The sequence below is a fragment of the Ancylobacter sp. G4_0304 genome (assembly GCF_047501495.1).
Classification (GTDB): domain Bacteria; phylum Pseudomonadota; class Alphaproteobacteria; order Rhizobiales; family Xanthobacteraceae; genus Ancylobacter.
Genome location: NZ_JAZDRM010000029.1, coordinates 1 through 22688, shown reverse-complemented (window position 1 = coordinate 22688; position 22688 = coordinate 1). Strand labels below are relative to the sequence as shown.

General features: G+C 66.5%; 19 protein-coding genes. 9 read left to right on the top strand and 10 right to left on the bottom strand.

Annotated elements, in window-relative coordinates:
* Positions 1–72: 72 nt before the first annotated feature.
* From VRZ77_RS16130 to ndk, 4 genes are all read right to left on the bottom strand, one after another.
* Positions 73–2175, bottom strand: coding sequence for a molybdopterin-containing oxidoreductase family protein (locus tag VRZ77_RS16130; RefSeq protein WP_414593630.1), 2103 nt, complete (start codon positions 2173–2175; stop codon positions 73–75).
* 70 nt (positions 2176–2245) lie between these two features.
* Positions 2246–2989 carry a TerC family protein gene (locus tag VRZ77_RS16125; protein ID WP_414593629.1) on the bottom strand — a complete coding sequence of 248 codons (744 nt, stop codon included), beginning with the start codon at positions 2987–2989 and terminating at the stop codon, positions 2246–2248.
* 167 nt (positions 2990–3156) lie between these two features.
* On the bottom strand, positions 3157–3855 hold the full coding sequence (locus VRZ77_RS16120; RefSeq protein ID WP_414593628.1) for a TerC family protein: 699 nt from the start codon (positions 3853–3855) through the stop codon (positions 3157–3159).
* Between the two features lie 376 nt (positions 3856–4231).
* Positions 4232–4654, bottom strand: a complete 423-nt coding sequence (gene ndk, locus VRZ77_RS16115; RefSeq protein WP_414593627.1) for a nucleoside-diphosphate kinase — start codon at positions 4652–4654, stop codon at positions 4232–4234.
* 378 nt (positions 4655–5032) lie between these two features.
* On the opposite strand from ndk, the gene VRZ77_RS16110 reads away from it, so the two are divergent.
* The 3 genes from VRZ77_RS16110 (at position 5033) to VRZ77_RS16100 (ending at position 8126) form a co-directional block, all read left to right on the top strand.
* Positions 5033–5251: a hypothetical protein gene (locus VRZ77_RS16110; protein ID WP_414593626.1), complete on the top strand. Its 219-nt coding sequence runs from the start codon at positions 5033–5035 to the stop codon at positions 5249–5251.
* 392 nt (positions 5252–5643) lie between these two features.
* A complete protein-coding gene (locus VRZ77_RS16105) occupies positions 5644–6207 on the top strand; it encodes a DinB family protein (protein ID WP_414593625.1) in 564 nt (187 codons plus the stop codon).
* A gap of 53 nt (positions 6208–6260) precedes the next feature.
* Positions 6261–8126 (top strand): ABC-F family ATP-binding cassette domain-containing protein, encoded by a 1866-nt coding sequence (locus VRZ77_RS16100; RefSeq protein ID WP_414593624.1) that lies wholly within the window; start codon positions 6261–6263, stop codon positions 8124–8126.
* 254 nt (positions 8127–8380) lie between these two features.
* On the opposite strand, the gene VRZ77_RS16095 is transcribed toward VRZ77_RS16100, so the two are convergent.
* The 3 genes from VRZ77_RS16095 to VRZ77_RS16085 form a co-directional block, all read right to left on the bottom strand.
* Positions 8381–9622, bottom strand: coding sequence for a porin (locus VRZ77_RS16095; RefSeq protein WP_414593623.1), 1242 nt, complete (start codon positions 9620–9622; stop codon positions 8381–8383).
* A gap of 322 nt (positions 9623–9944) precedes the next feature.
* Positions 9945–10391, bottom strand: a complete 447-nt coding sequence (locus VRZ77_RS16090) for a DNA polymerase III subunit chi (protein WP_414593622.1) — start codon at positions 10389–10391, stop codon at positions 9945–9947.
* A gap of 56 nt (positions 10392–10447) precedes the next feature.
* Positions 10448–11953 (bottom strand): leucyl aminopeptidase, encoded by a 1506-nt coding sequence (locus VRZ77_RS16085; protein WP_414593621.1) that lies wholly within the window; start codon positions 11951–11953, stop codon positions 10448–10450.
* Between the two features lie 208 nt (positions 11954–12161).
* Between VRZ77_RS16085 and lptF the strand changes: the two genes are divergently transcribed.
* From lptF to rsmA, 6 genes are all read left to right on the top strand, one after another.
* The gene (gene lptF / locus VRZ77_RS16080; protein ID WP_414593620.1) at positions 12162–13319 is read left to right on the top strand and encodes an LPS export ABC transporter permease LptF; all 1158 of its coding nucleotides are present in this window, start codon (positions 12162–12164) and stop codon (positions 13317–13319) included.
* Positions 13320–13359: 40 nt separating this feature from the next.
* Positions 13360–14445 (top strand): LPS export ABC transporter permease LptG, encoded by a 1086-nt coding sequence (gene lptG, locus VRZ77_RS16075; protein WP_414593619.1) that lies wholly within the window; start codon positions 13360–13362, stop codon positions 14443–14445.
* A gap of 92 nt (positions 14446–14537) precedes the next feature.
* Positions 14538–16910 carry an LPS-assembly protein LptD gene (locus VRZ77_RS16070; RefSeq protein ID WP_414593655.1) on the top strand — a complete coding sequence of 791 codons (2373 nt, stop codon included), beginning with the start codon at positions 14538–14540 and terminating at the stop codon, positions 16908–16910.
* Between the two features lie 142 nt (positions 16911–17052).
* Complete coding sequence (locus VRZ77_RS16065) at positions 17053–18033, top strand: peptidylprolyl isomerase (RefSeq protein ID WP_414593618.1); 981 nt, start codon at positions 17053–17055, stop codon at positions 18031–18033.
* Positions 18034–18041: 8 nt separating this feature from the next.
* A complete protein-coding gene (gene pdxA / locus VRZ77_RS16060; RefSeq protein ID WP_414593617.1) occupies positions 18042–19070 on the top strand; it encodes a 4-hydroxythreonine-4-phosphate dehydrogenase PdxA in 1029 nt (342 codons plus the stop codon).
* Positions 19071–19937, top strand: coding sequence for a 16S rRNA (adenine(1518)-N(6)/adenine(1519)-N(6))-dimethyltransferase RsmA (gene rsmA / locus VRZ77_RS16055; protein ID WP_414593616.1), 867 nt, complete (start codon positions 19071–19073; stop codon positions 19935–19937).
* A 15-nt stretch (positions 19938–19952) separates the two neighbouring features.
* On the opposite strand, the gene gmk is transcribed toward rsmA, so the two are convergent.
* The 3 genes from gmk to mltG all read right to left on the bottom strand — a co-directional run.
* Positions 19953–20606, bottom strand: a complete 654-nt coding sequence (gene gmk / locus VRZ77_RS16050; RefSeq protein ID WP_414593615.1) for a guanylate kinase — start codon at positions 20604–20606, stop codon at positions 19953–19955.
* Between the two features lie 5 nt (positions 20607–20611).
* The gene (locus VRZ77_RS16045; protein WP_414593614.1) at positions 20612–21499 is read right to left on the bottom strand and encodes a YicC/YloC family endoribonuclease; all 888 of its coding nucleotides are present in this window, start codon (positions 21497–21499) and stop codon (positions 20612–20614) included.
* A 105-nt stretch (positions 21500–21604) separates the two neighbouring features.
* The coding region (mltG, locus tag VRZ77_RS16040; protein ID WP_414593613.1) for an endolytic transglycosylase MltG at positions 21605–22688 on the bottom strand (1084 nt) is incomplete at its 5' end.

The window sequence follows — 22688 nt, the reverse complement described above, 5'->3', positions numbered from 1 at the left end:
ACCTTGCGGCTGAACGGGTCGCGGGCAAGACGCGCGAACCCTCGCGAAGTTCCCTATCCGCGCACCGATATCTTAGCCCGACGCCGCAGCCGCCTCGCGGACGATCCGCACGCGGTTGTCGTGGAACGCCGCGCCGCCGACCGGGGCGACCGGATCGGCGCCGGTCAACGTGTTGATGCCGCGCCCGCCGCGATGGGTGCGGTTCGGCCAGATCGATTCCGCCACCACCACGCCGCGCCGCAGCCCGTCGAACAGCCGCGCGTGCAGTTCCACCCCGCCGCGCGCGCTTTCCACCCGCACCACATCGCCGGACGCGATGCCGAGAGCGGCGGCATCTTGCGGGTGGATCAGCAGTTCGGGACGCTTCTCGCGCGCCAGCGAGCCCGGCGTCTCGGTGAAAGTCGAGTTGAGGAAGGAGCGCGCCGGCGCGGTGACCAGCCGGAACGGGTATTCGGCCGTCGCCTCCTCGATCACGCCCCAATGGTCGGGCCATTCCGGCATGTCGGCCACCGGGCCGAACTTTGCCGGAGCCGCATAAGGCACTTTCGGCCAGTTTGGCTTGAAGCGGAACTTGCCGTCCGACCAATTGAAGCCGCGCCCGTAATGCGCGGTCCCGAAATCCGGCTGCACGTCGATGAAGCGCTTTTCCTCCAGCTCGGCGAAGCTGCCGCGCTTACTGGCCTGCAAGGTGCGGTCGGCGATCTCACGGGCGCTGAGCGTGAACCCCTCATGCTCGGCGCCGAGACGCTCGGCCAGCGCGCAGATCACCTCATGGTTGGAGCGGCACTCCCCCGGCGCTTCCACCAGCTTCGGGCCGGCGATGACATACTGGTTGCCGCCGCCCTGATAGATGTCGTCATGCTCGGTGAACATGGTCGCGGGCAGCACGATGTCGGCATAAAGCGCGGTCTCGGTCATGAACTGCTCGTGCACCGCGACGAACAGGTCCTCGCGCGCAACGCCCGCCCGCACCTTGTCCTGCTCCGGCGCCACCGAGACCGGATTGGTGTTCTGGATCAGCATCGCCGTGACCGGTGGACCGCCGCCCAGCACCTCGGCCTCACCGCACAGGATCGCGCCGATGCGCGACTGGTCGAGCATGCGTGCGCTCGGCGCCGGGCCGCCCGTGCCCTCGATGAGCTGCTTGTTCCAGCCGAAGATCGCGCCATTGGTGTGAAATACCCCGCCCCCCTCATGGCGCCAGGCGCCGCTCACCGCCGGAATGCAGGTCACGGCGTGCATGTTCACCGCGCCGTTGCGCGAGCGCGTGAAGCCGTAGCCGGCGCGGATGAAGGTGCGCGGCGTGGCGCCGATGGCATGGGCGAAGGCGACGATCTCCTCCGCCGGCAGCCCGGTGATCGCCGCCGCCCATTCCGGCGTGCGGTCCGCCAGATGCGCCTCCAGCCCGACCGGATCGTCGGTGTAGCGCGCGAGATAATCGCGGTCCGCCATCCCGTCGCGAAACAGCACATGCATCACCGCGCAGGCCAGCGCGCCGTCGGTGCCGGGGCGGATGAGAACCGGTATGTCGGCCTGCTCCATGGTCGGAGAGCGATAGACGTCGACCACCGCGATCCTCGCCCCGCGTTCCTTCCGGGCGCGGGTGGCGTGGGCCATGACGTTGATCTGGGTCGAGACCGGGTTGGTGCCCCAGATCACCACCAGATCGCTCTTTGCCATCTCGCGTGGGTCGGGCCCGGCAAGCCGTCCGGTGCCGGCGAGGAAGCCGCTCCAGGCCGGGTTGATGCAGATCGTGGAGAAGAAGCGCGAATAGCCCTTGGCGTGAGTCAGCCGGTTGATGCCATCGCGCATCACCAACCCCATCGTGCCGGCATAGTAATAGGGCCAGACCGCCTCGGGCCCGTGCGTCGCCTCGGCAGCGCGGAAGCGCGCGGCGATGGTGTCCAGCGCCTCGTCCCAGCCGATCGGTTCGAACGCGCCACTGCCTTTGGGCCCGGTGCGGCGCAGCGGCTGGGTCAGCCGGTCGGGGTGGTTGGCGCGCTCGGCATAGCGCGCCACCTTCGCGCAGATGACGCCGGCGGTGTAGCTGTTGTCCTTCGAGCCGCGCACCCGTCCGATGCGCCCGCCGGAAATGTCGATTTCCAGCGCGCAGGTCGAGGGGCAGTCATGCGGACAGGCGGAATAGCCGGTGCGGATCGGATTATGTTGATTCATGAAAAAGCGCTCCGCCACCATCGTAGCGGAGCGCCCTTCCCTTTTACACTGTCCGTTGGGACAGGATCGCTCAGTGGGCGCCCGCCTCGCGGCGGCGGCTCTTCACGATCCAGCCGAAGGACAGAACGAAGGCCGCGCCGATCACCGCCGCGATGTAGTGCGGCAGAGCGGTCGGCTTGAGCCCGATCGGGTCTTCCGGATCGGCGATGGTCTCGACGAGGCCGGGGCCCATGGTCTGCATGGTCTCCAGCACGATCTTGTCGCTGACCAGCATTTCGCCGGCAATCCAGCCGAGCAGCGCCGCGCCGAACCAGATCAGGGCCGGGAAGCGCGAAATCAGCTTCAGGATCAGCTGCGAGCCGAAGATGATCAGCGGGATGGTCAGCAGCAGGCCGAAGATGAACAGCTCGGCATGCCCGCGGGCGGCAGCGGCGATGGCCACCACATTGTCGAGGCTCATCACCGCATCGGCGATGGCGATGGTGCGCACGGCCTTCCACAGGCTGTCCGCGCTCTCGACATGATGATCGCCGCCCTCTTCGTCGAGGACGAGCTTGATCGCGATCCAGAACAGCAGCAGCGCGCCGACCACCTTCAGCAGCGGGACGCCGAGCAGGTAGGACACCGCGAGCGCGAAGATGATGCGCAGGCCGACGGCCGCGCCAGCACCCAGAAGGATGCCCCATTTGCGCTGCTTTTCCGGGAGCGAACGGCAGGCGAGCGCGATGACCACCGCGTTATCGCCGGAGAGCAGAAGATCGATCCAAATGATCTGCAGCAGGGATACCCAGAAGATCGGGCTTGAGAAGTCCATCGTTTTCTCTCTGGTCAATCACAAAATCAGGGTGAGAAAAGCGGCGCCCCGATGCCGGGAAGATCTGGCATACATAATAAAATACGCCAGTTTCCAGTCCTCGAACTGAAAGTGCCCGCGGCTGCGGACCGCGGGCACTTTCGGCGAGGGGAACCGCCTATCGTCGTTCAGGCCCCGGCGTGGGGGTGTGCGCTCTTCTTCATCCGCACGACGGTCCAGCCGATCGCGAGCACCGCCAGCGCGCCAGCGGCGGCCGCGACATACTCGAACTGGTGAACGATGGTCTCGCCAAGATAGTCGAGCACCTTCACGTCCGACATGAACATCTCGCCGGCCACCCAGCCGAGCAGCGCCGCACCGGCCCACACGAGCCAGGGGAAGCGCGACAGCAGCTTCATGATCAGCGCGGCGCCCGCGACAATCATCGGGATCGAGATGACGAGGCCGATGATGATCAGCGTCCAGTTGCCGTCGGCGACCGCCGCGATGGCGACCACGTTGTCGAGGCTCATCACGAGGTCGGCCACGGCGATGGTGCCGACCGCGCGCCACAGGCTCTCATGACCCTGAACGCCCTCGCCTTCTTCACCCTCGGGAACCACGAGATCCACGGCAATGTACATCAGGGCGATGGCGCCGAGGATGCGCAGCCAGGGCAGGCCGAGCAGCACGGCGACGATGGCCGTGAACACGATTCGCATGCCGACGGCGACACCCGCGCCGAGCACCATGCCGATGCGGCGCAGACGATCAGGCAGCGACCGGCAGGCCATGGCGATCACGACCGCGTTGTCGCCCGACAGCAGGACGTTGATCCAGATGATCTTCAGAAGCGCCAGCCAGAACAGTGGCTCAAGATAGCTCATGATACAGATTTCCCCTCACCACCCGCCCTCGTTGGGACGGGCTTTTGATATGGTTCAAGTCGGCGTTGGCGCGCCGTTGCTACGGTGAGGCAAGAGGAGGTGGCTCCGGCGGGCCCACTCCCGGGCGCTCTTGGCGCGCCATAACGGCTATCCCCGCTGCGGGCCACTTCTCCGTGGCCGGACCCCCGCAGCGCCCATATCCAAGCAACATACATAATAATCTATGGCGGGGCCAAGCCCATGCGGGAAATTTCCTGCAGAAATGATGCTGCAAGCGCACAGGACTGCGCTGCCGCGCAAAAAATAGCAGCGCCCCGCTCCAGCATCTGGAGCGAGGCGCGCCGTAAGGTCAAGCAGTCAGAGCCGCGGATGCAGCTCAGCCGACGATTTCATTACCCGAGAAGAACTGCGCGATTTCGATCGCGGCATTCTCCAGGCTGTCGGAACCATGAGCCGAATTCTCACCGACCGAGAGCGCGAACTCCTTGCGGATGGTGCCGTCGGCCGCATTGGCCGGGTTGGTGGCGCCCATCACTTCGCGATACTTCGCGACAGCGTTCTCGCCCTCAAGCACCTGCACGACGATCGGCTCGGAGATCATGAAATCGACGAGCTCGCCGAAGAAGGGGCGCTCCTTGTGGACGCCGTAGAAGGTCTCGGCCTGGGCGCGGGTAAGAAGGATGCGCTTCTGCGCGACGATGCGCAGGCCGGCCTTCTCGATGGTGGCATTGATAGCGCCCGTCAGATTGCGGCGGGTGGCGTCCGGCTTGATGATCGAAAAGGTGCGCTCGAGCGCCATGGCGGTCGTTCCTTGAAGGTACAGGGAGGAAGTGATTTCGCAGCGGCTTATAGCGGCGCCTCACCGTCCCGACAAGATGACCGGCCGGACGAGGTGACGCGCGGCTCCCCTACGTTGGGTTAATCACGTTTTCATGAAGCGCCCTTGGAACTTTCTCGCGGCATCACACGTTAATTGCACGTTAACGGATCGCATAAGGCACACGACGGACATGCAGGAACGGAAGTGGTCTCGTTCTTCGCCGCGCAGCACCCGGCAGGGTGGGCGTGATCCGGTTTTCGCGTGCCTCGTGTTGGTACCCGCAGTCGAGAGCAGACGTATGACGACATAACGGCCCGGTGGCATTCCCCACCGGAACAGGTGGTGAAGGTGAATGCCATGCTCAGGACCGTTTTCATAAGCGCGATAGCCACCCTGATGGGAGCGACCGCGCTCTTCGCCGGCGCCGCCTCGACCAGCGGCTATTTCAAGCGGCAGCCTGATGTCGCCAGCGTCGAGATACCGGTGGAGGAAATCGCGGGTGACTGCGTGGTCCAGAGCCGCTGGGTGAGCGATGCGGGTCGCATGGTGAAGGTCGATCGGCCGGTCTGTTACTGAGGTGACCGACAGCAGAGTTTGAACAGTTTGACGGAATAGGCTCGCGGCATCCCCCACTCCCCCAAGCCCCAACGCGAGCTTATCGTGGCCCCGGCTCCTCCCCCCAAGGAGCCGGGGCTTTTTTTTCATCCGCTCCGCTGGATGAACGCCGGACAACGCCGCGTTCAGCGGGCGTGCGGGTGGCGCGTGACAATGTCTGCGCGTTCCGGTTCACCGGAACCTTCTGGAACGCGCAGCCGGTTTTCGCCGACCTCGTGCTGCGCCGCCCCGGCCCTGCCCCGCAGGGTCGGGGCTTTCCCGTGCGCGATCGATGACATCACCGCTGTGAATTGGCGTAGAGACCAGCGCGCGGGCATCATCTTGGCGCTCGCCACCTGTCCGCCGGGGTTGCCATGACTAACTCCCTCTCCACTGACTCTCTCACCGTCTTCTCGCCGCTGTCGCGTTACCGCGATCTCGCCGCCTATAACCGTTGGGCAAATACCCGTCTGCTGGATGCCTGCGCCCGGCTCTCCCGCGCGCAGTATCGCGAGGATCGCGGCACGTTCTTCGGCTCGATTCACGGCACGCTGAACCACCTGCTGGTGGCAGACCGAATCTGGATGGGCCGCTTCACCGGCGAGGGGCCGACCGCCGGCCGGCTCGATGCCATCGCCTGCGAGGAGCTGGACCAGCTCGCAACCGAGCGTGCGCGGGAGGATGGGCGCATTGTCGCCTATGTCGACGGGCTGGACGTGGCCGATCTCGCCGCGGAACTGCGCTACGCCAATTCGAGTGGGGCGCGCTTCGCGCAGCCGCTGGGTCCGGCGCTCGACCATTTCTTCAATCACCAGACCCATCATCGCGGGCAGGCGCACGCGCTGCTGAGTCATTTTCTCGGCAATGCCGAAACCCCTTCGCTGGACCTCATTTATTTCCAGCGCATGACCGGCGCGGGTGGCGCACGGGCCGGCTGAACCCGTCCGTTCTCCCCCTTGCCCCCGCTGGCGCGGCGGTGCAAAAGGCGGGCGTGATCACTCTCAACGACATATCGCTGCGTGTTGCCGGGCGCCTGCTGATCGACCACGCCACGGTGGCGATCCCCGAGGGCGCGCGTGTCGGTCTGGTCGGGCGCAACGGCACCGGCAAGACCACACTGTTTCGCGCGATCACCGGCGACCTGTCGCTTGAAAGCGGCGATATCCGCATTCCCAGCGGTGCGCGTATCGGCCAGGTCGCGCAGGAGGCGCCGGCCGGCCCCGAGCGGCTGATCGACGTGGTGCTCGCCGCCGATACCGAGCGGGCCGCGCTGCTCGCCGAGCGCGAGACTACACAGGACCCGGCGCGCATCGCCGAGATCGAGATCCGCCTCGTCGACATCGACGCGCATGCCGCGCCCTCCCGCGCGGCGCGCATCCTCGCCGGCCTTGGCTTCGACGAGGCGGCACAGCAGCGGCCGTGCTCGGAATTCTCCGGCGGCTGGCGCATGCGCGTGGCGCTCGCCGCCATCCTGTTCGCTGAGCCGGACCTGCTGCTGCTGGACGAGCCGACCAACTATCTCGACCTCGAAGGCACGCTTTGGCTGCAAGACTACCTCGCGCGTTATCCGCGCACGGTGCTGATCGTCAGCCATGACCGCGAACTGCTGAACGAGTCGGTGTCGTACATCCTGCATCTCGACCGGGCCAAGCTGGCGCTGTGGCGCGGCGGCTATGATTCGTTCGAGCGCCAGCGTGCCGAGAAGCAGGTGCTCGACGCCAAGATGCGCGCCAAGCAGGATGCGCGGCGCAAGCATATGGAATCCTTCGTCGAACGGTTCCGCGCCAAGGCATCAAAGGCCCGGCAGGCGCAGTCCCGCCTCAAAGCGCTGGCGCGCATGGCGCCGATGAGCGAGGAGGCCGGCGAGAGCGCGGCGGCGATCTCGATCCGTCATCCGGCCCGCATCCCCTCCCCGCCGATCCTGACGCTGGATCGCGTGTCCGCCGGCTATGATCCCGGCAAACCGGTGCTGCGTAACCTGACACTGCGGATCGACCATGACGACCGCATCGCCCTGCTCGGGCCGAACGGCAACGGCAAGTCGACCTTCGCCAAGCTGGTGTCGGGCCGGCTGCCGGCGTTGGGCGGCGAGGTGGTGAAGGCGGCGGGGCTGGAGATCGCCTATCTCGCCCAGCACCAGCTCGACGAGCTGGTGGCCGAGGAGACCGTCTACGACCATGTGCGCCGGCTGATGCCGGAGGCTCCGGAGGCCAAGGTGCGCTCGCGCGCCGCCGAAATGGGCTTTTCGGGAGGAACCGCCAACACGAAGATTGCCGCGCTCTCCGGTGGCGAGAAGGCGCGGCTGCTGCTCGGCCTCGCCGCGTTCAACGGGCCGCATCTGCTGATCCTCGACGAGCCGACCAACCATCTCGACATCGCCTCGCGGCAGGCGCTGGTCGAGGCGATCAATGATTTCCCCGGCGCAGTGATCCTCGTCAGCCATGATCGCGCGCTGCTCGATGCCTGCGCCGAGCGGCTCTGGCTGGTGGCCAACGGCACGGTGCGCCCCTATGAGGGCGATCTCGACGAATATCGCGCGCTGGTAGTCGGGCGCACGGCATCGTCCCAGCGGGGCGAGCCGTCCTCGCGCGCCGATGAGCGGCGCAATGCGGCCGGGAAGCGCGCGGAAACCGCGCCGCTGCGCAAGAAGATCAAGGATGCCGAGGCGGCCATGGCGCGGCTGGAGAAAACGCTGGGCACGCTCGATGAGAAACTTGCCGACCAGTCGATCTATCTGCGCGATCCCACCGGTGCGCAGCGTCTGGCGCGCGAGCGCAGCGAGGCGGCCGCCGCCCTCGAAGCTGCGGAAGAGAGCTGGCTGCAGCTTTCCGCAGAACTCGACGCCGCCAGCGCCTGAGCGGCGCAGAAACAGCCCCTCGCGCAGGCACGGCCGCAGCGGCGCTGCCGAGACACGCCGCTAATCGCATGCCGGACGGGCGGCGAGCCAACCCGGATACATTACACCCCATCGCATGCGTCGACGCCGCGGACGAGGTTCCGCGCGAGCCATCGTGCGCGTTTGGTCGAGGCAGGCTCAAGCGAAGCAAGGCCCAAAAGCAAAGAGCCCCGGCACAAGGCCGGGGCTCTCCGTAGAACCAATCTCGGAAGAGATCAGAACGAGCGACGAACCGACAGGATGACCTGGTTGTTGTCGGTCGAGCTGGTGGCGTTGCCGAGCTCGTCGATAACCGGGCTGTCGTACTGGGTCTCGCCGTAGGTGTACTGAGCGACGAACAGCAGGTTCTTGACCGGGCTCCAGTTCAGGCTGGCGCCGACGGTGAAGAGGTTGTAGCTCGGGGTCGCCAGACCAGCGTAGCTGACCGGAACTTCGGCTTCGCCGTAGTTACCGAACACGACGCCGTAGAAGTTGGACGAGAAGTAGTGAGTGAACTCAGCCGCAATCGTCCAGGCTTCCGAAGCTTCGAACTCGCCGGTGAGCGGGTTGAAGTACAGGTCGACCAGCGAGTAGTCGCCGAGGGTCGAGTAGCCACCGAGGATACCGGTGTACTCGGCAGCGCCCTTGCCGTAGGTGCCTTCGATGTACAGCGTGTCGCCATCGCCGAAGGACGGCAGGTTGAACTTCACGCCGCCGAGGACGGCCCAACCCACGTTGTCCTTGACTTCGAAGCCGGTCAGGTCGCTGTCGAGCGCCTTGACCATGCCCGACACCTGGAAGCCGCCCCACTCACCTTCGTAGTTGATGTTACCGACGAAGGCCGGGATGTCGGTCTCGGTGTAGATGCCCGGGAAGTCCGTGCCGTTCGAACGCTGGGTGTCGTCTTCGATCGAGAAGGTGGCCGTGAAGCCGTTGCCGAAGTCAGCGGTGTAAGCCGCGACGATCGCGTTCTCGTCCGAGGTGATTTCGACCGAGTCGATACCCCAGATGTTGTTGTCGGCGTAGTAGTCGAAGAACGACTGAACCTTACCGAAGGTGAAACCAGCGAACTGGATGTAACCCTTGTCGAGGTTCGGAGTGGTGCTCTCGCCGAAGTTACCGGAGTAATCGTCGCCGTAGGTCATGCGATACTCGATGTACGAACGCAGGGTGCCGTATTCGGTCTGCGTGCGGGCATCGAGGCGGATCGCGCCACGAGCGAGGAAGTAGGTGTCGTCGTAGAACGACTCATCCGTGCCCGAGTAATCCTGGTAGTTGTAGTCGGTCTGCACGAAGCCACCGACCTTGAGGCAGGTATCCGAGCCGGGGATGTAGTAGAAGCCCGCGCCGTAGGTGGAGCAGATCTTCACGTATTCCGCAGCCTTCGCCTTCACAGGCAGATCGGCCGCCGCAGCAGTCCCGACCATAGCAAGCCCGGCAACAGAACCGAGCAGCACATTCTTAATGACCGTCTTCACTTCATTCTCCCCCAAATTGGATCAATGTTGGGTTTTCGGTTGTCAGGACCCACCGCAACCGCGGCATCCGTTGATGATATTGTTGGAAACGGTTCCGATGCGCAAAGGCAAAGTGGCCGTTTGAGGCCTCACCGAGGCATTCCGCGGTGAAGTGTTGCCATCCAGACACAATTTTGAAAGCGGGAGCACTTCGTGGGCATGGCGGGTAACAGTAGAAAAAACACAAGGTAAATCAATCGTTAACCGCGTCGGCAACCCACTGGCCGCGTGGCAAATATGGCGGCGCGGGCCGCATTGCCGCCCCGTTTGCCGCCCTGTGGGCTCAGCGCTGCTGCCAGCGGCCTTCAGCGGTTTGCTGCCAATAGGCGACCTCGTGACCGGCCGCCCGCGCGGCGCGCCATTGCGCCCGCGCATGCTCGATCTGGGCGGGTTCGTCGCCGTCAAATAGATGAATCACGCGCGTATAGGCGCCCGCGTCGGGAATCGACGACTGTTCAAGAAGGAAGCGCACCACGGCGCTGTTGGGATTCGATTCGTCAGTGGTCAGGAGAATCGGCTGACGCGCCGGCTCGGGCTGGCGATCGGTGCCATGGGGCAGGAACGAGGCGTCGTCATAGGTCCACAGCACCTGGTCGAGCGCGTCGACCCGCTCCTGGGAGGAAGCCTGCACCACGCAGCGCCAGCCGCGTTCCAGGCACTTCTCCAGCAGTTGCGGCAGTGCCTTCTCCAGCGGCCGGCCCTGCAGATGATAGAAAAACACCTCGGACATGAAGGCCTCCGCAAAGGAAGAAGGCCGGAACCCGGTTCCGGCCTTCGCTGTGATTCTCAGGCTTCGTAGTCGCGCGCGACCAGCTCGTCGAGCAGCCGCACGCCCCAGCCGGCGCCCCAGCTCTTGTTGAACTCGTTGGCCGGCGAGGACATGCCGGTGCCTGCGATGTCGAGATGCGCCCACGGCACATCGCCGACGAAGCGCTGCAGGAACTGCGCGGCGGTGATCGAACCGCCGAATCGCCCGCCGGTGTTCTTCATGTCGGCGAATCGCGAATCGATCAGCTTGTCGTAGTCCGGCGAGAGCGGCAGGCGCCACACCTTCTCGCCCGTGCTCTGGCCAGCAGTGAACAGCCGGCCGGCGAGCGTGTCGTCATTGGAGAACAGGCCGGCATGCTCGGTGCCGAGCGCGACCATGATCGCGCCGGTGAGCGTGGCGAGGTCCACCATGAACTGCGGCTTGAAGCGCTCCTTGGCGTACCAGAGCACGTCGCCCAGCACGAGGCGGCCCTCGGCGTCGGTGTTGATGATCTCGATGGTCTGGCCCGACATCGAGGTCACGATGTCGCCGGGGCGCTGCGCCTTGCCGTCGGGCATGTTCTCCACGAGGCCGATCAGGCCGACCGCGTTCACCTTGGCCTTGCGGCTGGCGAGCGCGTGCATCAGGCCGATCACGCAGGCCGCGCCCGCCATGTCACCCTTCATGTCCTCCATGCCGGCCGCCCCCTTGATGGAGATGCCGCCGGTGTCGAACACCACGCCCTTGCCGACGAAGGCGACCGGGGCGACGCCCTCCTTGCCGCCGTTCCAGCGCATCACCACGACGCGGCTCTCCTCGGCCGAGCCCTGGCCGACGCCGAGCAGCGCGCCCATGCCGAGCTTCTTCAGGTCCTTCTCGCCGAGCACCTCGACATCCACGCCCACCTTGGCGAGATCGCCGGCGCGCTTGGCGAATTCAGTCGGGGTCAGCACGTTGGCGGGCTCGTTGACCAGATCGCGGGCGATCATGATGCCCTCGCCCGCGCCCTCGCGCTTCTTCCAGGCGCGCTTGGCCGCCGCGTCATCGGCGACATAAAGTGTCGCCCTGAGCTTGGACGCGGCGTCTTCGGGCTTCTTCTTGGTCTTGTAGCGGTCGAAGGCATAGGCGCGCAGGCGCAGCCCGAGCGCGATTTCGGCAGCGGCCTCCGGCGGCACATCAAGGCCGGGAAGTTCGAGAACGAGACTCACCTCCTTCGCCGAGGACGGCAGACGGCCCATGATGGCGCCGCCGAGCTTCAGCCAATCCAGCGCCTTCATCTCCGCCGCCTTGCCGGCGCCGACGACGATGACGCGCGAGGCAGCGACGCCGGGCGGGGCGATCAGGTCGAGCGCGCCGCCACTCTTGCCTTCGAAGCGGTCGGCGCCGGCCGCGCGCGTGAACAGATCGCCCGACGGCGCCAGCATCGCCTCGCCCGACGGCGACAGCGCCGGCACCCCGCCCGCGACCTCGACGGCCAGCAGGACCACCACGCCCTCGGGGGTCGCCGGCAATTTGGCGAAACTGATCTTCACATTCTCGGGCATGCTCTCGCACCTTGGTTGGCGTCGGTTTGGTCAGCCTTCTTAAACGAAGCCAGGACGCGCGACGAGGGGCGCTCGCCGTTGCGCCGCAGCATTTGACCGAGGCAGGATTTGCACGCGGCGCCCGGCCCGCTTATTCATCTGCGTCGACGATGATGATCGAGGGCCGAGGGGCGGTCGCTCTGCGACGCTTGTTGAGGAAGACCGCCTGATGACCCGGCTCGACCGCTATGTGTTCCGCTCGGCGGCCTTCGCGTTTCTCGGCGTGCTCGGCGTGCTGGCCGGCATGATCTGGGTGACGCAGGCGCTGCGCCAGCTCGACATCATGACCACCCAGGGCCAGACCATCCTCGCTTTCGTGTTCATCACCAGCCTCGCCCTGCCCGCGCTGGTGCTGGCTCTGGCGCCCGCCGCCCTGTTCATGGCGGTGGCCCACACCCTGTTTCGCATGAACAGCGATTCGGAAATCGTGGTGGCGAGTGCGGCCGGCATCTCCACCTGGCGATTCCTGCGGCCGCTCATCATCCTCGCCGTGCTGGTGGCCGCGGGCTGCACGGCGCTGTCGATGGAGATGGTGCCGGCCGCGATGCGGCAGTTCAGATATGAGATCACGCGCGTGCGCGCGGACCTCGTGGCCTTCATCGCCCAGCCCGGCCGCTTCACCATGCTGGCGCCGGGCATGGTGTTCAACGTGCGGGAGCGCAATGCCAACGGGGTTCTCGGCGGCATCTTCATCAATGATGCGCGCGATCCCGAGCAGGTGAACACCTATCTCGCCGATCGCGGGCAGGTGATCGACACCGCGACCGGCACCTTCCTCATTCTGGAGGAAGGGGCAATTCATCGCCGCACCCCCGGCAAGCCCGACACCAACATCGTCGAGTTCGAGCGCTACGCCTTCGACCTGTCGCCGTTCACGTCGAGCGCCGACATGGCGGTGTACCGAGCACCGGAGCGCTCGTTCCGCGAATTGCTCGCGCGCTCGCCGGACGACCCCGCCTATCAGAAGGACCCCGGCCGGTTCACCGAGGAAATCCACCGGAGGCTCTCGCTGCCGCTCTATGTGCTGGCGTTCTTCAGCATCGCGGTCGCCGCGCTGGCGGAGCCGCGCACCACACGCGAGGGCCGCGGGCTCGCGCTCGCCGCCACCGCACCCTGGGTGATCACGCTCCAGGTCATGAGCTTCGGCCTGATCAACCAGGTGCGCAACAACGACGACCTGGTGCCGCTGGTCTATCTGGTGCCCCTGCTGGTCATCCTCGGCAGCATCCTGTCGCTCACCGGGCGGTTCAAGCCGCGCATGCCGCAGGCGCTGCGCCGTCTGATCGATAACCTGGCGCAGCGCGTCGTTCGCGAGACGGTCAATTGAGCGCACGCGACCAGCAGCACCGCACAAGCGAGGTCCGGCGGTGATCGGACGCACGCTCGCCATCTATTTCGGCCGCCGCTTCCTGAACTCCGTGCTCGGGATTTTCCTCGGCTGCGCCTTCCTGATCATGCTGGTCGACTTCCTGGAGATGTCGCGCCGCGTGGGCGAGCGCGACATCGACACGCTCTCGCTTCTCCTGGTCGTCGTCTACCGCGCCCCATTCTTCACCGAGCAATTGCTGCCCTTCGCGGTGCTGTTCGGCTCAATCGGCACCTTCCTCACCCTGTCGCGGCGGCTGGAACTGGTGGTGGCGCGCGCGGCCGGCATTTCCGCATGGCAGTTCATCTCGCCGGCCTGCGTGCTGGCGCTGGCGCTCGGCGTGTTCTCCACCACGGTCTACAACCCGGTTTCCGCGGACTTCAAGGAACGTGCGAATCGCATCGAGGCGGAAATCTTCAACCGCCAGACCGGCCTGTTTTCCTCAACGGGCAGCGGGTTCTGGATTCGCCAGCAGAGCGTCGACGGCGAGGCGATCATCGAGGCCGCGGCCAAGAGCGATGGCGGGCGGCAGCTTTCTGGCGTCAACGTTTTCGTGTTCGGGCACGACGAAAAGCTGGTGGAACGCATCGAGGCGCGCAGCGCGACGCTCGAATCCGGTTCATGGCGGCTAAGCGACGCGCGCGTCTTAACTCCTGGAATAGGGTTGATGAGCTACCATACGTACATGGTCGCTACGAATCTCACCCCCTACCAGGTGCAGGACACGCTTCAGAGCGAGTCCGTCTCCTTCTGGGATCTTCCACAGGCTGTGGATGCCGCCGAACGCGTCGGGTTCGGCGCGGAGCGCTATCGGCTGCAATATCAAAGCCTGCTCGCCCGACCCGTGCTGTTGCTGGCGATGGTGCTCATTGCCGCCTCCGTCAGCCTGCGCGTGTTCCGCTTCGGCGGGATCGGCCAGACGATTCTGGGTGGCGTGGCCGCCGGGTTTCTGCTTTATGTGTCGACCAAGCTCGCCGAAGACCTCGGCGCGGCCGGGATCGTGAATCCCATTATCGCAGCGTGGTTTCCAGCAGTCGTTGGGGCATTGATGGGTGTACTCATCCTGCTTCACCGGGAGGACGGATGAAGGTCGGCAGCGTATACGCCGGCCAGGCGGGCTCAAAGGTTCTCCAGCGTTCGCGCCGGCGGAATCAGCTCGCTTGTTGGCTGTTCTTGACGGTGTTTTCGGGCACGCTGGGCGTTCTTGTTCCGGCGCAGGAGGCGTCTGCCCAGGAGGGCGGCGCGCCAGTGATCGCCCGCGAGCTTCTGGGCGAGCGTCAGGTCGACCCGAATGCCAAGATGCTCGTGACCGCTGATGAGCTGGTCTACGACTACACGCGCAACGAGGTCATCGCCGATGGCAACGTGCAGATCTATTATGACGGCTCCGTCCTTGAGGCGAGCCGCGTCGTCTATGATCGCAACAACAACCGGCTGAAGGCCGAGGGCGGCGTCCGGCTCAAGGACAAGGACGGCCAGGTCATCTCCGCCGAGAGCCTCGACCTGTCGCAGCAGTTCACCGACGGCTTCGTCAATTCGCTGCGCATCGACACCGTCGACAACATGCATTTCGCCGCCGCTCGGGCCGACCGCTCGAACGGCGACACCACGGTTCTGACCAGCGGCGCCTACACGCCCTGCGAACCCTGTAAGACAAACCCGGAAAAGCCGCCGCTCTGGCAGGTCAAGGCCGCCAAGATCATCCATAAAGAAAAAGAGCAGATGATCTATTTCGAGGACGCGCGCCTCGAATTCCTCGGCGTGCCGATCGCCTGGGCGCCCTACATGTCCGCGCCCGACCCGACCGTGAAGCGCAAGTCCGGCTTCCTGGCGCCGAAGTTCATCAACAACTCGGAAATCGGCTACGGCGCCACGATTCCGTATTTCTGGAACATCGCGCCCAATATGGACGTGACGTTCTCGCCGCTCTTCGTCTCCAAGCAGGGCGTGATGCTCGACGCCGAGTTCCGCCAGCGGCTCGAAACCGGCACCTGGCGCATCCGCGCCGCCGGCATCGACCAGCTCGACAAGGACGCGTTCCAAGGCCAGCCGGGCTATCGCGACCAGCGCGGCATGATCGAGACCCATGGCCAGTTCAACATCAACGAGCACTGGTATTGGGGCTGGGACGGCTGGCTGACGTCGGACGAGACCTTCCTCGACGACTACGACCTGATCAACGATACGATCAAGGAAGTCACCTCGCAGATCTATCTCGTGGGCCAGGGCGACCGCAGCTATTTCGACATCCGGGCCCAGTACTTCACCGGCCTGACCTCCTATGACGACCAGGAGCAGCTCCCGGTCATCCATCCGGTGCTGGACTACAGCAAGACCCTCGGCGATTCGATTTTCGGCGGCGAGTTCAACTATGCCTTCAACCTGACCAGCCTGACCCGCGATCAGGCCGACCTGCGCGCGACCTCGGCGGAATACGTTCCGGCGGTGATCACCGAAGGTCCGATGAACCAGTGCGACCTTGCCGAAATCAGTGCCGATCCGGCCGCGCAGCAGCGGCAGGACTGCCTGATGCGCGGCATGGCCGGCTCCTACACCCGCCTGTCAGGCGAGGCGACGTGGCGCCGCAGCCTGATCGACAATGCCGGCCAGGTGTGGACGCCTTTCGTCAATCTGCGCGTCGACGTGGCGTCGGTGCAGGCCGAGTCCCAGGACTATCCGTGGCTGCCCAGCGGCGACAATCAGCTGATCCGCGCCATGCCGGCTGTCGGCCTCGAATACCGCTACCCGTTCATCTCCGTGGAGACCTGGGGCACCCAGACCATCGAGCCGATCGCGCAGATCATCGCGCGCCCCAACGAGACCGATATCGGCCAGTTCCCGAACGAAGACGCGCAGAGCCTGATCTTCGACGACACCAACCTGTTCGAGATCAGCAAATACTCGGGCTATGACCGTGTGGAAGGTGGCGGCCGCGCCAATGTCGGCCTCCAGTACACCGCCAATCTGAATGGTGGCGGCATCGTCAACGCCCTGTTCGGCCAGTCGTACCACCTGTTCGGCAAGAACTCGTACGATTACGTCGACATGGCCAATACCGGCGCCGAATCCGGCCTGCAGGACGATGCCTCCGACTATGTGGCCCGCGCCCTGTTCGCGCCCACCTCGAACTTCGCGGTGGTCAACCGCTTCCGCTTCGACAATGACGACTGGACGGTCGAGCGCTACGAACTGGAAGCGCGGACCAAGGTCTCCGACCTGTCGCTCAGCGCCATCTACGGGCTCTATGCCGCGCAGCCGGAACTCGGTTATTACGAGAACCGCGAGGGCATCCTCGGCCGCGCCGCCTATGCGATCAACCAGAACTGGAGCGTCTCGGCGGCCGCGCGCTACAATCTGCACGAGGATGAGGTCGACTACACCTTGTTCGGCATCTCCTATGCCGACGAGTGCTTCGGCCTGACGCTCAGCTACAAGTCGGACTACACCGAAAGTGGCAACCGCGAGCGGGTCGACACGGTGCTGCTGACCTTCAACCTGCGCACGCTCGGCGGCGCCGGCTTCTCGACCGAGGTCGGCGGCAGCGGCGACTGACGGTCGCCGCGCCGGCCCCGTTCCGCCGGCGCGGTGTCGGTCGCATTGACGCCACAAGCGCCAAGCAGAACGGCCGGACGGGTTGAGACAGCGAAGAATGCCGCCGAGGGCCCCGGCGGCGACAAGGGAGCAGAGGCACGGAATGCGCAGCACGAGCACTTCCCGCTTTCACCACCGCCGGAAATACGCGGGGGGTCTGGGGCGCTCGCTGGCTCTTGCCCTGCTGATGGCCGGCACCGCCTCGCTGACCGTGGGCTTTTCGCGGCCGGCGGCAGCCCAGCAGATTCTCGTCATGGTGCAGGGCGACCCGATCACCAGCTTCGACGTCGCCCAGCGCATCAAGCTCGCCCAGCTCACCGAGCGCCAGTCACTCAGCCAGAAGCAGGCGCTCGACGCACTGATCGACGAGCGGCTCAAGATCTTCACCGCCCAGCGCTACGGCATCGCCGCCGACACCGAGGAGGTGGACAAGCTGTTCGCCAACATGGCGAGCCGCTCAGGCCGCACCCCCGACCAACTCGCCCAGGCGCTGGGGCAGAACGGCATCGACGCGCGCATCCTCAAGAACAAGATGCGCGCCGACTACGTCTGGAACAACTATGTGCGCGGGCGCTTCTCCTCGGCGACCACGGTGCGCGATTCCGACATCTTCCAGGCGCTGGAGGACAAGGGCGAGGATACGGTGCAGGCCCAGCGCACCACCGAATACTCGATCCGCCAGATCGTCCTCGTGGTCTCACGCACCGATTCCGATGCCACGCGCGGCCAGCGCATGACCGAGGCCAACAATCTGCGCAAGGCGTTCACCAGTTGCGAGGCCGGCGTCGCCGCCGCCCGCCAGCTCCGCGAGACCGTGGTCCGCGAGCCGGTGCTGCGCACCTCGGCCGACATGTCGGCGCCGCTGCGCAAGCTGATGGACGACACCCCAATTGGCCAGACCACGCCGCCCGAAATCACCCAGGCCGGCGTCGAGCTGGTCGCCATCTGCGCCAAGCGCGAAATCGTCGGCGAGAGCGCCAAGAAGCGGGAAGTGCGCAACGAGCTGCAAAGCAAGCAGTTCGACAGCCTGTCGCGCCGCCTGCTCGACGAGGCCCGCAAGTCCGCCATGATCCAGTACCGCTGAGCGCTTCAATGAACCCCTCGCGCTCGCCCGCCCTCGCCCTTTCGCTCGGCGAACCTGCTGGCATTGGCCCCGATATCGCGCTGATGGCCTTCGCCCGCCGCGCCGAAGCCGACCTGCCGCCCTTTTTCGTCACCGGCGACGAGCATTGTCTGCGCGAGCGCGCGCGGCGGCTCGGCCTTCCGGTCGAGATTCGCGCGAGCACCCCGGCGCAGGCGAGCGAGGTCTTCGCGACCGCCCTCCCCGTCGTCGCCGCCGGCCCTCGCGCCACCGCCGCCCCCGGCACGCCGGACGCCACCAGCGGCCCCGCCCCGCGCGCGGCGATCGACGCGGCGGTGCGCTTCACCCAGTCGGGCGAGGCTGCCGCGGTCGTCACCAACCCGATCTCCAAGGCGGTGCTCTATTCCACCGGCTTCAGCTTTCCCGGCCACACCGAATATCTGGCGCATCTGGCCGGCGAGCCCGCGCCGCGCCCGGTGATGATGATCTGGTCACCCGAACTCGCGGTGATTCCGGCCACGATCCACATTCCGGTCGCCGATATTTCCCGCGTGCTGACGCAGGAGCTGCTGGTCGAGACCGGCCGCATCGCCGCGCACGACCTCTCGCACCGCTTCGGCCTTGCCCGCCCGCGCCTCGCCTTTTGCGGGCTGAACCCGCATGCCGGCGAGCAGGGCACGATCGGGCGCGAGGACGAGGAGATCACCCGCCCCGCGATCGAGACGCTGCGCCGCGAGGGCATCGACGCGCGCGGACCGTTCCCGGCCGATACGCTGTTCCACGCGGCGGCACGGCCCAATTACGACGTGGTGATCGGCGCCTATCACGATCAGGTTCTCGCCCCGGTCAAGACGCTGGCCTTCGACCGCGCGGTGAACGTCACGCTCGGCCTGCCCTTCGTGCGCACCTCGCCCGACCACGGCACCGCCTTCGACATCGCCGGCACCGGCCGCGCCGATCCGGCCAGCCTGATCGAGGCGCTGCGCCTTGCCCGGCGGCTGGCGGACCGCGACCGCGCCGGCCACGACAAAGCCGCCTGAATGGCCGCGATCGACGACTTGCCGCCGCTTCGCGAGGTCATTCGCGAGCACGGGCTGTCCGCGCTGAAGTCGCTCGGCCAGAACTTCCTGCTTGACCTCAACCTCACCTCGCGCATCGCCCGCACCGCCGGGCGGCTGGAGGGGGTGACCGTGGTCGAGGTCGGCCCCGGACCGGGCGGGCTCACCCGCGCGATCCTGGCGCTGGGGCCGAAAAAGCTGATCGCCATCGAGCGCGACCGCCGCTGCATCGCCGCGCTGGAACAGGTGGCGGCGCATTATCCCGGCCGGCTCGATATCGTCGAGGGCGACGCGCTGGAGGCGGATTTCGCCGCGCTGGTGCCGGAAGGCGCGCCCGCCGCGATCATCGCCAACCTGCCCTACAACATCGCGACGCCCCTGCTGGTCGGCTGGCTGTCCACCGATCCATGGCCGCCCTGGTACAAGAGCCTGACGCTGATGTTCCAGCGCGAGGTCGCCGAGCGCATCGTCGCCGCGCCGGGCGAGGACCATTACGGACGCCTCGCCGTGCTCACCGGCTGGCGCGCCACGGCGCATATCGCCTTCGACGTCGCGCCCTCCGCCTTCGTGCCGCCACCCAAGGTGACGTCGTCGGTGGTGCACATCGTGCCCCGCGCGACGCCCCTGCCCTGCCCGCTCAATGCTCTGGAGCGGGTGACGGAGGCCGCGTTTGGCCAGCGCCGCAAGATGCTGCGCCAGAGCCTGAAGAGCCTGGGCACCGACCCCATGCCGCTGCTGGAAGCCGCCGGCATCGCGCCGACCGAGCGCGCCGAGCGCGTGCCGGTGGAGGGTTTCGTCGCGCTGGCCAATGCCTGGCTCGCCGCGCGGGCCAACCCCATCGGCGGGTAAGGCTGCGGGTAAGGCTCACGCCGTCAGCGCGCTCAGTTCCTCGTCGAGCCGGGCGATGATCGGCGGCAGGCCGACCTGCCGCTCGCGGCGCAGCCGCTCCGCCAGCAGGATGTTGCGCAGATTGGCGAAGGTGCTGTTCAGGTCCTCATTGACCAGCACGTAATTGTAATCTTCCCAGTGCGAGATCTCGGTGCGGGCGTTCTTCAACCGCTTCTCGATCACGCCCGAGGCATCCTCCGCCCGACGCTCCAGCCGCATCTTCAGCTCGGCCGCAGACGGCGGCAGGATGAACACGCCGACGATATCCTCGCGCATCTTGGCGTAGAGCTGTTCGGCGCCCTGATAGTCGATGTCGAACAGCACGTCGCGGCCGCTCGCCAGCGCCTGCTCCACCGGGTCGCGCGGCGTGCCGTAGAAATTGCCGTGCACCTCGGCGTGCTCAAGGAGATCACCGGCATCGCGCAGGCGCTCGAAGCGCTCGCGGGTGAGGAAGTGATAGTGCACGCCCTCCACCTCGCTCGGGCGCCGGCCGCGTGTGGTCACCGACACCGAGAGGTAGATGTCCGGGTTCTGCTCCAGCAGCAGGCGCGCCAGCGTCGACTTTCCTGCGCCCGAGGGCGAGGACAGGATCAGCATCAGCCCGCGACGGTCGACATTTGAGTGTTTCATACGCCCTACTCGATATTCTGAACCTGTTCGCGGAACTGCTCGACCACGCCCTTGAGCTCCAGCCCGATCGCGGTGAGCGACACATCATTGGCCTTGGAGCACAGCGTGTTGGTCTCGCGGTTGAATTCCTGCGCGAGGAAATCGAGCCGCCGCCCCACCGGGCCGCCCTCCGACAGCATCACGCGCGCCGCCGCGACATGGGCGACCAGCCGGTCCAGCTCTTCGCGCACATCGACCTTGGTCGCCATCATCAGCGCTTCCTGATGCAGCCGGTCCGGGTCGAAATTTGTGCTGGTCTCGGTGAGCACGCGGATCTGCTCGGCGAGCTTGGCGCGGATCGCCTCCGGCCGCCGGGCGGGATTGGCTTCGGCGGCGGCGGTCAGCGCGGCGATGGCGTCGAGCCGGTCGCCGAGCACGCCGGCCAGCGCCGCGCCCTCGCTGGCGCGCATCGCCACCAGCTCGGCCAGGGCCTGGTCGAAGCCCGCCACCACCGCCTGCTCGGCGGCGCGGCGTTCGGCTGGCGTTTCCTCGGCCTCGGCGATCTCCATCACGCCCTTGAGATTGAGCAGCGCTTCGAGGCGCACCGGCGGCGCCTTCAGTTCGGCGGCGACCTTGCCGACCGATACCGCGATGGCACGCAACATGTCCTCGTTCACGCGCACGCTGACGCCGGCGTCGGTCCGGGTCACGGTGAGGCTGGCGTTGACGTTGCCGCGCGACAGCAGGCGGGAGGCGGTCTGCTTCAGCCCGGCCTCCAGCCCGTCCCAGCCGACGGGCAGGCGCAGGCGAACATCCAGTCCCTTGCCATTGACCGACTTGAGTTCCCACGCCCAGCTCCAGGCGCCGCTGACGCCCTGGGCACGGGCAAAGCCCGTCATGCTGGCAAGTGCCATTTACTCAAACTCCCGCGCGGTGGCGATGACGCTTCATCGCCGACGGCGCGGACCATAAACACCGCGCGCGCCCGCCTCAAGCCATCGCGGGACCCGCGGAACGCCTCAATCGACCGCCGTCGCGCCGGTATTGCCGGAGACGCCGGCGGGCGCACGGGTAGGATCGATCTTCTGGTCGCGCTCGATCTGGCGCCAGCGCGCGACGTTGCGGTTGTGCTGGTCCAGCGTCTCGGCGAAGGCGTGGCCGCCGGTGCCGTCGGCGACGAAATACAGCGCCTTGGACTTGGCTGGATTAGCCACCGCTTCGAGCGAGGCGCGGCCGGGATTGCCGATCGGTCCGGGCGGCAGGCCGGGGATGGTGTAGGTGTTGAACGGCGTCGGCGCGGTGATGTCCGCGCGGGTGATCGGCCGGTCCAGCCGGCCCTTGCCGCGCACCAGTCCGTAAATGATCGTCGGGTCGGATTGCAGGCGCATCTTCTTGTTCAGCCGGTTGACGAACACCGCCGCCACTTCCGGCCGCTCGCTCGCCTGCCCGGTCTCCTTCTCGACGATCGAGGCCAGAATGACCAGTTCGTCCGGTGTCTTCAGCGGCAGGTCGGGATCGCGCTTGGCCCACACCTCCTGCAGCACCGCCGCCTGGGTGCGGGCCATGCGGCGCAGCATGTCCTCGCGCGAGGTGCCGCGGGTGATCTTGTAGGTGTCGGGCATCAGGCTGCCCTCGCGGGGCACCTGCCGCACCGCGCCGGAAAGCTCCGCAACCTCGGAGAGGCGCTGGACGATCTGGTCGCTGGTCAGGCCCTCGGGAATGGTGACGTTGTATTCGATCACCTCGCCGGAGACGATCTTCGCCAGCACCTGGCGCTGGCTGGCAGCCTGCGGGAACTCGTATTCGCCCGCCTTCAGCTTGCCGGAGGCGCGGGTGCCGAGCGCGGCGCCGACGAACACCCACTTCTCCCCGATCACGCCCTTCTTCACCAGAAGGTCCGCGATATCCATCAGTCCATACTCGCCGGGAATCACCACCGCCGTGTCCTGCGGCAGCGGGCCGGGCGCATCATATTCGGCCTTGCCGTACCAGAGCGCGCCGCCGCCGACGATGATCGCCACGGTGGCCAGGGTGAACATCCAGCTCAGCCCGACCACGAAGGCATTATTGGCCCAGCGCGAGGGCTTGCGGACGGGCTTTTTG